The 12,746-nt window shown below is 67.4% G+C and carries 10 protein-coding genes and 1 pseudogene; 5 read left to right on the plus strand and 6 right to left on the minus strand.

Annotated elements, in window-relative coordinates:
• Position 1 precedes the first annotated feature (1 nt).
• Positions 2-919 (minus strand): ABC transporter permease, encoded by a 918-nt coding sequence (locus tag ACWGRX_RS21250; protein WP_291649980.1) that lies wholly within the window; start codon positions 917-919, stop codon positions 2-4.
• A complete protein-coding gene (locus tag ACWGRX_RS21255) occupies positions 916-1,857 on the minus strand; it encodes an ABC transporter permease (RefSeq protein ID WP_291634049.1) in 942 nt (313 codons plus the stop codon). Before ACWGRX_RS21255 ends, ACWGRX_RS21250 begins: the two co-directional genes overlap by 4 nt.
• Between ACWGRX_RS21255 and ACWGRX_RS21260 the strand changes: the two genes are divergently transcribed.
• The gene (locus tag ACWGRX_RS21260; protein WP_291649996.1) at positions 1,811-1,936 is read left to right on the plus strand and encodes a hypothetical protein; all 126 of its coding nucleotides are present in this window, start codon (positions 1,811-1,813) and stop codon (positions 1,934-1,936) included. The genes ACWGRX_RS21255 and ACWGRX_RS21260 overlap by 47 nt on opposite strands.
• A 45-nt stretch (positions 1,937-1,981) precedes the next feature.
• Here the strand turns inward: ACWGRX_RS21260 and ACWGRX_RS21265 are convergent, their stop codons facing one another.
• The 3 genes from ACWGRX_RS21265 to ACWGRX_RS21275 form a co-directional block, all read right to left on the minus strand.
• On the minus strand, positions 1,982-3,580 hold the full coding sequence (locus ACWGRX_RS21265) for an ABC transporter substrate-binding protein (RefSeq protein ID WP_452119160.1): 1,599 nt from the start codon (positions 3,578-3,580) through the stop codon (positions 1,982-1,984).
• A gap of 217 nt (positions 3,581-3,797) precedes the next feature.
• Positions 3,798-5,210 carry an amidase gene (locus ACWGRX_RS21270; protein ID WP_452119161.1) on the minus strand — a complete coding sequence of 471 codons (1,413 nt, stop codon included), beginning with the start codon at positions 5,208-5,210 and terminating at the stop codon, positions 3,798-3,800.
• A 169-nt stretch (positions 5,211-5,379) separates the two neighbouring features.
• On the minus strand, positions 5,380-6,609 hold the full coding sequence (locus tag ACWGRX_RS21275; RefSeq protein ID WP_452119162.1) for a M20 family metallo-hydrolase: 1,230 nt from the start codon (positions 6,607-6,609) through the stop codon (positions 5,380-5,382).
• A gap of 183 nt (positions 6,610-6,792) precedes the next feature.
• Between ACWGRX_RS21275 and ACWGRX_RS21280 the strand changes: the two genes are divergently transcribed.
• On the plus strand, positions 6,793-8,205 hold the full coding sequence (locus ACWGRX_RS21280; RefSeq protein WP_452119163.1) for an MATE family efflux transporter: 1,413 nt from the start codon (positions 6,793-6,795) through the stop codon (positions 8,203-8,205).
• Positions 8,206-8,621: 416 nt separating this feature from the next.
• On the opposite strand, the gene ACWGRX_RS21285 is transcribed toward ACWGRX_RS21280, so the two are convergent.
• Complete coding sequence (locus ACWGRX_RS21285) at positions 8,622-10,688, minus strand: methyl-accepting chemotaxis protein (RefSeq protein ID WP_452119164.1); 2,067 nt, start codon at positions 10,686-10,688, stop codon at positions 8,622-8,624.
• 448 nt (positions 10,689-11,136) lie between these two features.
• On the opposite strand from ACWGRX_RS21285, the gene ACWGRX_RS21290 reads away from it, so the two are divergent.
• From ACWGRX_RS21290 to ACWGRX_RS21300, 3 genes and pseudogenes are all read left to right on the plus strand, one after another.
• Positions 11,137-11,892: a L,D-transpeptidase gene (locus ACWGRX_RS21290; protein WP_291634037.1), complete on the plus strand. Its 756-nt coding sequence runs from the start codon at positions 11,137-11,139 to the stop codon at positions 11,890-11,892.
• On the plus strand, positions 11,861-12,514 hold the full coding sequence (locus ACWGRX_RS21295; RefSeq protein ID WP_452119165.1) for a HutD/Ves family protein: 654 nt from the start codon (positions 11,861-11,863) through the stop codon (positions 12,512-12,514). Before ACWGRX_RS21290 ends, ACWGRX_RS21295 begins: the two co-directional genes overlap by 32 nt.
• Before the next feature lie 92 nt (positions 12,515-12,606).
• Positions 12,607-12,746 (plus strand): annotated as a pseudogene (locus ACWGRX_RS21300) (UDP-glucose 6-dehydrogenase); the annotation flags it as partial.

The following is a 12,746-nucleotide window of genomic DNA, read 5'->3' on the forward strand; positions in this document are numbered from 1 at the left end:
GTCAGAGCCTTTTCGCCATGCGCGGGTCGAGCGCGTCGCGCAGGCCGTCGCCGAGCATGTTCACGGCAAGGACGGTCAGCGACAGGAAGATGGCGGGGAAGAGGATGATGTGTGGCTTGACCTGCCAGAGCGCACGGCCCTCGGCCATGATGTTGCCCCAGGACGGTGTCGCCGGCGGCACGCCCGCCCCGATGAAGGACAGGATCGCCTCGACAATCATCGCGCTGGCGCAGATATAGGTCGCCTGCACGCTCATCGGCGCCAGCGTATTGGGCAGGATGTGGCGGAAGACGATCATCGGCGTGCGCGTGCCGGCGGCGATCGCAGCATCGACATAGGGCTGCTCGCGCAGCGACAGCACGACGCCGCGCACGAGGCGCGCGACGCGCGGGATCTCGGCGATGGTGATGGCGATGATGACGTTCTGGACCGAGCCGCGGGTCAGCGCCATCAGGGCGATGGCGAGCAGGATCGGCGGGATCGACATCATGCCGTCGATGACGCGCATGATGATGCCGTCCGACCAGCGCACGAAGCCGGAGAACAGGCCGATGACCAGGCCTGCGATCGAGGCCAGGATCGCGACGCTGAAGCCGACAAGCAGCGAGACCCGCGCGCCGTACATGACGCGTGAATAGATGTCCCGCCCCAGCATGTCGGTGCCGAACCAGTAGAGCTCGGAGGGCACGCGGGTGCGCCGCGCGGTCGAGATCGCGGTCGGATCGACTGTGCCGAGCCAGGGCGCGAACAGGGCGATGAAGAACATGATCAGCAGCAGGACGCCGCCGATCGCGATCGAAGGGTTCTTGCGCAGGAAGCCGGTGAAGCCTGTCAGCGGCTTCCGGGCCTTCAGCACGTCGGGAAGTTCAGGAGCGACCGCGAGGTCGCCCGGAACCGGGGCGGGATGCTGCACGGTCAATAGCGTATCCTCGGATCGACGAGGGTGTAGATCAGGTCGATGGCCAGGTTCACCAGCACATAGACGAAGGAGAAGATCAGCACGACGCCCTGGATGACAGGGTAGTCGCGGCGCAGGATCGCATCGAGCGTGAGGCGTCCGAGCCCGGGAATGGCGAAGACGCTCTCCGTCACCACGGCACCGCCGATCAGCAGCGCGACGCCGATGCCGATGATGGTGATGATCGGCACCGCCGCATTCTTCAGCGCGTGCAGGAAGAGGATGCTGTTCTGCGCGACGCCCTTGGACCGGGCGGTGCGGATATAGTCCTGCTGCAGCACGTCGAGCATGGTCGCGCGGGTGATACGGGCGATCAGCGCGACATAGACCAGGCCGAGCGTGACCGCCGGCAGGATCAGGTTCTGGAACCAGGGCCAGAGCCCCTGCGAAATTGGCGTGTAGCCCTGCACCGGCACCCAGTCGAGCTTGAGCGCAAAGACATAGGCGAGCAGGTAGCCGACGACGAAGACCGGCACCGAAAAGCCGAAGACGGCGAAGGCGACGACGGCGCGGTCGATCCAGGTCCCGGCCTTCCAGGCAGCGACGACGCCGAGCGGCACGGCGACGCTGACGGCCAGGATCAGCGTCAGCACCATCAGCGAGAGTGTCGGCTCGATGCGCTGCGCGATCAGCTGCGTCACCGGCAGCGAGGTGAAGATCGAGGTGCCGAGATCACCCTGGAGCACCCGGAAGAACCATTCGCCGAAGCGGACGAGATAGGGCCGGTCCAGGCCCAGGCTGGCGCGGATGCGTTCGACATCGGCCGGCGAGGCCTGGTCGCCCGCGATGATGGCGGCGGGGTCGCCCGGTGCGATGTAGAGAAGCGAGAAGACGAACAGCGCCACGAAGGCCATGACGGGTATCGTCGTGATGATGCGTCTTACGATAAAAGCGAGCATCCGCAGCCTTTTGCTGGAAAGTGGGCGCCGCATCGTTTCGGACTGGAACAATCCGAAGCCGCGCGACGGGCGTCGTTGAAAAGCCGACGCCCGGGCAGCGGCCCGGGCGTCGATCTCATCCGTGTCAGGCCTTGGCGACGTTCCAGAAGAACGGCAGCGGGCCGCTGGTCACGCCGGTGACGTTCTTCCGCCAGGCCTGATAGCCGAGATAGAAGCCGGTCGGCGCGAAGACGACGTTCTCGACGGCGGCCTTGTTGAGGCGGGCCATCGCGGCCTTCTCCTCGGCCATGTCCTTGGCGTTGAACCAGTTGGTGACCTCGGTCTCGACCGCCGGGACATCCGGCCAGCCGAACCAGGCCTTGTCGCCATTGGCGCGGATCGCGGTGTAGGAGGACGGGTTGAGGCAGTCCGCACCGGCATGCCAGGTGTGGAACATGCTCCAGCCGCCCTGCCCCGGCGGGGTCTTCTGGGCGCGCCGTGCCCCGACCGTGCCCCAATCGGTGGCGACGAACTCGACCTTCATACCGATGCTCTTCAACAGCTCGGCGGTGACGTCGCCCATCGACTTGGTCGCCGACATGTCCTGCGCGACCACGCAGATCACCGGCTCGCCCTTATAGCCGGCCTCGGCGAGGAGTTTCTTGGCGGCCTCGATGTTCTTCATCTTCAGCATCGCCCCGCCCTCTTCGGTGTAGAGCGGCGTGCCGGGGGTGAAGAAGCCGGGCAACGGTTTCCAGAGCTTGTCGTCGTCGCCGACGATCGAGCGCATATAGTCTTCCTGGTTCATCGCCGTGAGGACCGCCTGGCGCACCTTCACATTGTTGAAGGGCGGATGCAGGTGGTTCATGCGGAAGGAGCCGATATTGCCGAGCGGGTCGCCGATATCGACATTGATGTTGGCGTTGCTCTTGAGCACCGGGACGAGATCGGAGAGCGGGGTCTCCCACCAGTCGACCTCGCCGTTCTGCAGCGCGGCGGCGGCCGTCGCGGCGTCGGGCATGATCACCCATTCGATGCGGTCCACGAGCATCTTCTTGCCGCCGGCGAGCCAGTCCGCCGGCTCCGAGCGCGGCACATAGTCGGCGAATTTCTCGAACACCGCCTTGGCACCCGGGACCCATTCGCCGCGGGCGAACTTCATCGGGCCCGAGCCGACATATTCGGTGATCTGCGTGAAGGGATCGGTCTTGGCGATGCGCTCCGGCATGATGAAGGAGCAAGGCGCATTGTTCTTGGCCAGCGCCAGCAGCATCTTCGGATAGGGCTGTTTCAGCACCCATTTCCAGGTGCGGTCGTCGACGGCGGTCAGCTCGTTCTCGATCGCCCGGATCATCAGGCCCATCGGGTCGCGGGCCTGCCAGCGCTTCAGGCTCTGCACCACGTCCTTGGCGAGGACGGGGGTGCCGTCATGGAATTTGAGGCCGGGACGGAGCTTGAAGGTCCAGGTCAGGCCGTCGGCGGAGACCTCCTCGCCCTCGACCATCTGGCGTTGCGGCTGGAACTTGGAATCGATGCCGTAGAGCGTGTCCCAGACCAGCGCCGCAGCGTTGCGGACGACGTATTGCGTTCCCCAGATCGGATCGAAATTGGCGAGGTTGGCTTGCGGCACGAAGCGCAGGGTCTTGGCGGCGGCTCCCTGAGAAAGGGCCGGCATCGCCAGCCCGCCGGAAGCTGCAAGCACGCCCGTCCCTGCGGCAGACTTCAGAAAACTTCTGCGGTCCATCAATCTCTCCCCTGAAACGGCCACCTCTTGCGGGCGACCTTGGGGCGAGTGTGGGCGGAAAAATCCGCTCTGACAACACGCTCCGCGAACCGTCCGCGACGGCAGAAGAGCTTGCAGGGTTCGTGCCAGAAGGCAGATATCGGCGCCCAGCGGAGCCGAGATCGCGGAATGATGCGCAATCCGGAGAAAATCCGGCAAAAAATTGCGCAAGGCCTACCTAAATCGTTTCAATCGGTGCATCGACACGCGGGAAGGGTCGCAAGGCCTCGAAAGCCGCCGCCGCCTGCAACACCCGATAATCGCTTCCGTAAGGTCCGACGATCTGCAAACCGGCAGGCAAGCCGGCCCTGGTCAACCCGCAGGGCACCGAAGCCGCGGGGGCCTGGGTGATATTGAACGGGTAGGTGAACGGGGTCCAGCGGGTCCAGTCCTCGCCATAGCCGCCATGGGCCGGCGTGTTGCGGCCGACGGCGAAGGCGGGCAGCGGCAGGGTCGGGGTCAGCAGCAGATCGAAGCGTGCATGGAATTGCGCCATGTGCAGAGCCAGCGCGTTGCGCCGATTGAGCAGGACATCGACATAGGTCGCACCGTCGATGCGCTCGCCGGCCTCCGCCACCGCGACGAGGCCTGGGTCCATCCGCGCCCTCGCCTCGGGGCCGGCACTGCGCAAAGCGAGGGCCGCGCCGGCCGACCAGAGCGTCATCAGCGTGTCGAGCGGATCAGCAAAACCCGGATCGACCTCCTCGACACGGGCGCCGAGCTCGCGGAAGGCCAGAGCGGCATCGCGCGTCAGCGCCGCGATCTCGGGATCGACCGGCACATCGCCGCCGAGCGTCGCCGACCAGGCGATGCGCAGCCCCCGCACCCCGGCATCGAGGCCCGCAGTGAAATCGGGCGGCGCATCGGTCATCGCCGTCATGTCGCGCTCATCCGGCTGGCCGATGGCGTTCATCGCCAGCGCGGCATCGCGAACCGTGCGGGTCAGCGGGCCGAGATGGGCGAGAAAGCCCATGGTCGAGATCGGCCAGGCCGGGACGCGGCCATACGTCGGCTTCAATCCGAAAACCCCGGTGAAGGCGGCGGGGATGCGCACCGAGCCGGCCCCGTCGGTGCCGAGATGGATGCAGCCGAGATTGAGCGCTGCCGCGGCCGCGGCTCCGGAGGACGAACCGCCCGGCCCGGTCGCGACGTCCCAGGGATTGCGGGTGATGCCCGTAAGCGGCGAATCGCCGACGCCCTTCCAGCCGTATTCCGGCATCGTCGTCTTGCCGAGGAAGACGCAGCCGGCCTCGCGCAGCCGCGCCACCGCCGGAGAATCGGCGGCGAAAGGCGCATCGGACGCCACCGCCGAGCCGCGTCGCATCGGCCAGCCGGCGACACCGAGATTGTCCTTGATCGTCACCGGCACGCCGTCGAGAGGCCCGAGCGGCGCGCCCTTCAACCAGCGAGCCTCGGCGTCCTGCGCCATGGCGAGCGGCACCTTGTCGTCGCGGACGACGAAGGCGTTGACCTGCGGCTCGAAGCGCTCGATGCGCGCCAGCGCATCCTTGGCGACCTCGAGCGGCGAGAGCTCACGGGAGGCGTAGAGCGGCGCGAGCTCGGCGGCGGAAAGCGAGGCGATGGCGGTCATGGCGGCACCCATTCGGAAGATGTGATCGGAACTCACCGTCATCCCGGGCAAGCGGCTCCAGCCGCGCAGACCCGGGATCCATCGTAGGGCTCCGCACCCTGAGATGGATCCCGGAACTCCGCTTCGCTGCGTCCGGGATGACGGAGAAGGGGCGTGAACACTCTGGATATCAGGCATTCGCCGCGCGCCAGGCGGCGCTGAGCAGGACATTGGCGCCGGCGACCATGTCCTCGTCGGTGCTGAGCTCGGCCGGGTTGTGCGAGAGGCCGCCGATCGAGGGGATGAAGACCATCGCCGTCGGGCAGAGCCGCGACATCATCTGGGCGTCATGGCCGGCCCCGGAAATCATCCGGCGGATCGGCAGACCGAACTCGGCGGCGCTCGCCTCGACGTTGGCGATCAGCTCCTCGGCGAAGGGCGTCGCCGGAAAGCGGGCGAGATCGCGGAAGCTGATCGCGATGTCGTCGCGCTCCGACAATTCGGCGCAGAACTTGCGGACTGCCGCCTCAGCCTCGGCCAATGGCGCATCCAGCGGGTTGCGCAGGTCGAGCGTCATCACCACCGTCTCGGGCACGACGTTGACATTGCCGGGTTGGACGCGAATGACGCCGCAATTGGCGAGCTGTCCGGGGATCGTCCTGGTCAGCTCATTGGCGAAGATGTTGATCCTGGCGGCCGCGAGGCCGGGATCCCGGCGATAGCGCATCGGCGTGGTGCCGGCATGGCTCGGCCGCCCGGTCAGGGTCAGTTCGAGCCAGCAGATCCCCTGGATGCCGGTGACCGCGCCGAGACCGCCGCCCTCGCTCTCCAGGATCGGGCCCTGCTCGATATGCAGTTCGAGATAGGTATGCGCCGGCAGGAAGCCGGGCTGTTCCGGACCGTGATAGCCGATGCGGCCCAGCTCGGCGCCGAGCACGGCGCCGTCGGCGTCCTTCTCGGCATGGGCGGCCTCGACGCTCATGCCGCCGGCCCAGACATAGGAGCCGAGCATGTCCGGATGGAAGCGCGCGCCCTCCTCATTGGTGAAGGCGATCACCGCCATGTCGCGCTTCGGCTGCAGGCCGGCATCGCGCAGGGCGGCAAGCACCTCCAGCCCGGCGATCACGCCGAGCGCGCCGTCGAAGCGCCCACCGGTGCCGACCGTGTCGATATGCGAGCCCATCACCACGGCCGGGCCGTCCTCCTGCCCCTTCAGGATGCCGACGATATTACCGATGGCGTCGACCTTCACCGTCAGGCCGAGCGCCTGCATCTGGCCGACCAGCCAGTCGCGCCCCTGCTTGTCCTCATCGCTCAGGGCGAGGCGCCGGCAACCGCCCTCCGGCGTCGCGCCGATGCGCGAGAGCGCCGCCAGCCGCGACACCAGTCGCTCCCCATCGATCCGCAGGTTGGTGCTCATCTCGCAGGCGCTCCTTGGCAGGCATGGCTTCGGTTCGGATACGCAGCAGGCAGGAAGCAGGCCGCCCGCGCAAGAGGCAGAATGGCGACCCGACGCGGAGCGAGGGCGCTCCATGCGCAATGCACCGCCTGCCACGACAGCATGGGGGCTGTTAAGTGGCTGCCTGCCCAGATAAAAGCAGCCATGTCACAGATCGCGCTTCACATGCGGCCGGCGAGCCCCTGGCTCACCGAGGTCAAGGCCATGCTGGCGTTGAGCTGGCCGATGGTGCTGACCAATGTCGCACAGACCGCGATGACGGCGACCGACGTCATCATGATGGGCCATCTCGGGCCCGATGCGCTGGCCGCGGGTGCGCTCGCCACCAATCTCTACATGGCCGTGCTGATCTTCGGCATCGGCGTGATGGCGGCAGTCGCGCCGATGGTCGCGATCGAGCTCGGACGGAACCGGCATTCGGTTCGCGATGTGCGCCGCACCGTACGCCAGGGCTTCTGGGTGGCGGCGACCCTGGCGGGGCCGATGTGGCTCTTCCTCTGGCAGGCCGAAGCGATCCTCAAGGCGATGGGCCAGAACCCGGCGCTGGCGGAAGCCGCCGCCTCCTATCTGCACACGCTGCAATGGGGTCTGCTGCCTTTCTACATCTATCTCGTCCTGCGCGGCTTTCTCGCTGCTCTGCAGCGGCCGTTCTGGGTCTTCGTGACCGTGCTCTTCGCGGTCGTCTTCAACGCCTTCGCCAACTGGGTGCTGATGTTCGGGCGGCTCGGCTTCCCGGCGCTCGGCCTGCCGGGCTCGGGGCTGGCGACGTCGCTGGCCTCGACCCTGATGTTCGCCGGCCTCGCGATCGTGGTCTCGCTCGACCGACGCTTCCGGCGCTACCGCCTGTTCGGGCGCTTCTGGCGACCGGACTGGAGCCGCTATCGCGCCTTCTGGCGCATGGGCCTGCCGATCGGCACGACGGTGAGCTTCGAGGTCTGGATCTTCAACGGCGCCGCCTTCCTGATGGGCCTGCTCGGCCCGACCTCGCTCGCCGCCCATGCGATCGCGATCCAGATCGCCTCGCTGTGCTTCATGGTGCCGATGGGCATCGGCCAGGCCGGAACGGTCAGGGTCGGGCATGCCTATGGCGCCGGCGACAGGGAGGGCATCGCCCGGGCCGGCGCCACCGCGCTCATGCTGGCGACCGCTTTCATGTGCTTCACCGCGCTCCTGATGCTGCTGATCCCGCACTGGCTGGTGGTGCCGTTCCTCGACGCCAGCAAGCCGCGCGCAGCCGAGGTGGCGCAGCTTGCCATGCTGTTCCTGTTCTATGCGGCGATCTTCCAGATCGTCGACGGCATCCAGGTGGTCGGCGTCTCGATCCTGCGCGGCCTGCGCGACACGCGCGTGCCGATGTTCTTCGCGGGCCTCGGCTATTGGGGCATCGGCCTGCCGCTCTCGGCGGCACTCGGCTTCCTGACGCCGCTCGCCGGCGTCGGCATCTGGATCGGGCTCGCCACCGGTCTTGCGATCGTCGCCGTGCTGATGCTGACGCGCTGGTTCGCCCGCGAACGGCTCGGCCTGATCCGGAGGCCGGCAGCCACCGACGCCGCCTAGATCGTCGCGCGTCCGTTCGGACGCTGTCACGGTGATCTATCTTATTGTTATAGCATCGGAGTTTCCCGAAAAGTGGCGTCCACTCTTCGGTCCGATGCTATGAGACCGGCTCCAATCAGCTTGCTCAGTCATCCGGCTGGAGCCCTCGGCTCCGGCCTCTGGGCGGAGCCGAGGATGAACGCCGCGGAATGCCGGAAGCCATCGCAAGCCTCCGGTGCTCTACGATGGCTTCCGGAGCTGCGAAGCTTCGCCGCTTGTCCGGAGCGACGATCAAGTCAGAGCCTCCCGCTGCAGTTTCTGCCGCCCGACAGGGCTGCCGGACATGCGAAAAGGGCCGCTCCCGGCAGGAGCGGCCCTCGGATCGGCCTGGCGTAGAGCCCGGGCCGGCTCGATCAGGAGCCGGCCTTTCCCGTGCCTCAGAACTCCTCCCAACCGGCATCGCCCTGGCGGGAATTGGCGACCTTGCGCATCGGCGCGACCGGACGCGGCTCGCGGCGCGGCGTCGCTTTCTGCTGGGCGAAGGCGGCCTCCGCGAGCTGGCGCAGGCGCCGCGGCTCGCTGTCGGCCTCGCTCGCGGCAGGGGCGGCCGCACGCGACTGCGGCGCAGCGGCGAGCGGCGCGGCCGAAGCGGTGCCACCGGTGCGGAAGCTCGCCACCAGCGTATTGAGCTCGCCGATCTTGCCCGAAAGAGACCCCGCCGAAGCGGCGCTCTGCTCGGCCAATGCGGCGTTCTGTTGGGTCATCTCGTCCATATGCGCCACGGTCTGGCTCATCTCCTCGATGCCGTTGGCCTGCTCCGCCGAAGCGGCTGCGACCTCGGAGACCGTGGTCTGGACCTTGCGCGAGGCATCGACGATCCGGGTCAGGGCATCGCCGGCCTGACGGACCAGCTTCACGCCCGCCTCGACCTCGGTGTTCGAGGAGGAGATCAGCCCGGAAATATCCTTGGCCGCCTCGCCCGAACGCTGTGCCAGCGTACGCACCTCGCTCGCCACCACGGCGAAACCCTTGCCGGCGTCGCCGGCGCGCGCCGCTTCGACCGCCGCGTTCAGCGCCAGAAGATTGGTCTGGAAGGCGATGTCGTCGATCACCCGGATGATGTCCGAGATCTTGCGCGAGGCGTCCTCGATACGGGCCATCGCGGAAACCGCCTCGTTGACGATGCCCCCGCCGGTCTGCGCGACCGCCATGGCCTCACCGGCCAGAACGACGCCCTGCTGCGCGGCCTGCGCCGACGCCTTGACCGAGGCCGCGAGTTCCTCGGTCGTGGCGGCGCTCTCCTCGAGCGAGGAGGCCTGCTCCTCCGTGCGCTTCGAAAGATCGTCTGCACCGGTCGCGATCTCGCGCGCCGAAAGCCCGACATCGCCGGCGGTCGCCTGGATGGTGCGCAGCGTCAGCGACAGCTTGTCGGCGGTGTCGTTGATCGCGCCCTTGAGATCGGCGAAGCGGCCGCGATAGGCGCTGTCGATACGATGCGTGAGATCGCCGGCCGCGATCGCCTGGAGAGCCTCGGCGAACTCGGTGGTGGCGGCGTCGACGACGCGATTGATCTCGTTGATGCCGGCGACCAGCTTCGCCATCTCGGCATCGGCCCCGTCGAGCGCCAGTCGTGCCGAGAAATCGCCGGCTGCGGCGGCGGCAACGACCGTGCCGACATCGGAAACCACGAGAGCCATGGATTCGGCCCGCGCCAACCGCTCCTCCGCCGCCGCCCGCTCCTGGGCCTGCAGCAGCGCGACCTGCTCCGTGCTCTGACGCAGCACGGCGAGGGCGCGCGCCATGGCGCCGATTTCGTCGCCGCGCTTGGTGTGGGGAACCTCGATCTGCGTGTCGCCCGCGGTGACGCGGTCCATCGCCTGCCCGAGATCGAGCAGCGGGCGCGTGATCGAGCGCTGGGCGAACAGCATGGCGGCAGCGAACGAGGCGATCAGGGTGGAGAACAGCAAGAGCGGCAGAATCCACTGAACCTGCCGGGTGAAATTGGCGGCCTCCTCGGCGAGCGCATCGCCGACGGCCTCGTTGCGCTTGGCGAAGGCGACGAGATTGTCGTTCAGGGCGCGCCGATTGGCTCGGTTGAGATCGTTATTGCCTTGCTCGTCGGCGGCAGCGGTCGAGATCTCGCGGCCGAGCCTGATTGTCTCGGCGCGAAAGGCGATGAACTCATCGACCGATTTCTGGACCTTCAGGGCGGATTCGCGCTCCGCCACCGGCACGCGTGCGACGAGATCGGCCGCGAGCTTGCGCATCACCGGGAAGCGCGCCTCCTTCGTCTTGGCGAAGGGCTCGGCCTCCTGCGGGGTCTTCGACATGTAGATGCCGCGCGAATCCATCACGACAGCAAAGACCTGCGTGTTGAGTCGCTCGGTCAGCAAGGTGATCTCGCCCTGCACGTCAGAGCGGAGATTGAGATCATGAGAGCGGGAAAGCGCATAGAGGCCAAGCCCGGCCGACAGAACCGCGCCGACGGCAATAATCCCCAGCATCGCCAAAATCTTGAAGCGAATCGATTTCATCGCGTCCCGCGCTCCCCAGCCCCGGGCACGCGGCCGCGGGTCAACTGCCTCCGTCCGATGGCCGCGCGCCGCCGGAAACCCGAAGATTGAAGAAAGATTTGCCGAGCAACCTTTAAAACTCGCTTAAACTGCTGTTAAACTGAGCATATCACGACATTCTGATCGAATTTCCCGGTAGGGCGGCCGGGCGGGCCGCCCGCGCAAGCGCGAGCCGCCGAATTTCGTCATGCGCGCGGCGCATGAAAAACTGTTGCATCCAGGCAACGCTCTGCGGCGGCCTTACTTTCGCCATATCGTCTTCACCCGAGCGCCATGCCAAACCGCGAAGTGAAAAGCCGTCCGCCGGACACGGCTCTTTGGAACCGACCGGCCCTCCAATCGTTTTCGCCGCCAGTTGCCCTATTCACGAGCCGAGTTCATGCCCTCCCGCCAGCCTGCCGCCCCCGACCAGCTCTCCCGCCGCCGGTTCGTCACCCTCGCCTCCGCGTTCGCACCGGTCGCGCTGACCGGCTGTATCAGCACGGCGCAGCAGCCCTATGAGGTGCGGGCGCCGATCCATCAGAACGCCGCTTTCCTTTCGATGTATGACGAGCGGCCGGAGGAGACGTTCCCGCTGCCGGCCACTGACATTTCCGAGGTCGAAACGCGTTTCCTGCGGCAGGAAGTAAACTACCGCACCAATGAGGCGCCCGGCACGATCGTCGTCGACACCTCCGCGCGCTATCTCTACCTCGTGCGCGAGAACGGCCGCGCCATCCGCTACGGCATCGGCGTCGGCAAGCAGGGCATGTCCTGGCGTGGCCGCGCCACCGTGGCGCGCAAGGCGGCCTGGCCGCGCTGGACGCCGACCGCCGCGATGATCAAGCGCGAGCCCGAGCGGAATGCTCCCTGGGCCGGCGGCATGAAGCCGGGGCTCGAGAACCCGCTCGGCGCGCGCGCGCTCTATCTCTACCAGGGCAGCCAGGACACGCTCTACCGCATCCATGGCACCAGCGAGCCCTGGTCGATCGGCAAGGCGGTGTCCTCGGGTTGCATCCGCCTGTTCAATCAGGACATCATCGACCTGCACAGCCGCGTACCGACCGGCACCCCGGTCGTCGTGCTGAACCGCAATCCCTCGAACGAGCCGCTCCTGGAGACGGATGCCCCCGCCCCCGAAGACGACTACATCTGATAGCTCGGGGCCCGACGGCCTCGCGCTGACGCTGCTGGATCCGGCCGAGTACGGCCGGGCGCCCTGGAAGAATGGCGGCGGTATCTCGATCGACATCGCCGCGCGCTACCGTGACTTCGCCGCCATGGGCTCCGAGGAAGGACTGGTCTGGCGGCTCGGCCGTACGTCCATCTCGGCCGCGGCCCCCTTTTCGGATTATGCGGGCCATGATCGCCAGCAGGTGGTCGTGACCGGTCGCGGCCTGGTGCTGGAGACGCCTGACGGTGAGCTCTCCCTGCGCGAGCCCTTTCGCCCGATCGGCTATGACGGGGGCTTGAGCATCGTCAGCCGGCTCGAGGACGGCCCGGTCGAGGTCGTCAACCTGATCGCCGACCGCAGCATAGCGAGAATCGCGCTCGGCGTGCTGCAGGAAGGCTCGGCCCTCTTCCTCCAGCCGGGAACGCATATCGTCTACGCGGCGGCCGGCCCGCTGGCCCTCGAGGTCGAGGGCGCGGCGACACCGCTCGCTCATGACCAGGGCCTGCGAATCGAGGCCGCGCGCCCGCTGAAGCTGCGCGGCGAGGCCGGACGCGGGCTGATCGCCTCGATCTATCCGGCAACCCCGGACACGCTTCCGGCCTGAGCCAAGCGCGTCGCGAATTTGCCTGGCGACCGATTTGCTATAGGGGCTGCGCCATCCGGCAGGCCCGCCGGGCAACAGGATAAGAGTGCCTTATGCGCGTTACGATGATTGGCTCGGGCTATGTCGGCCTTGTTTCCGGGGCGTGCTTCGCTGATTTCGGCCATGAGGTGATCTGCGTCGACCTGGACGCCGGCAAGATCGCGGCGCTGAACCGCGGCGAGATCCCGATCTT

The sequence above is a fragment of the Allobosea sp. NPDC055594 genome (assembly GCF_053618995.1).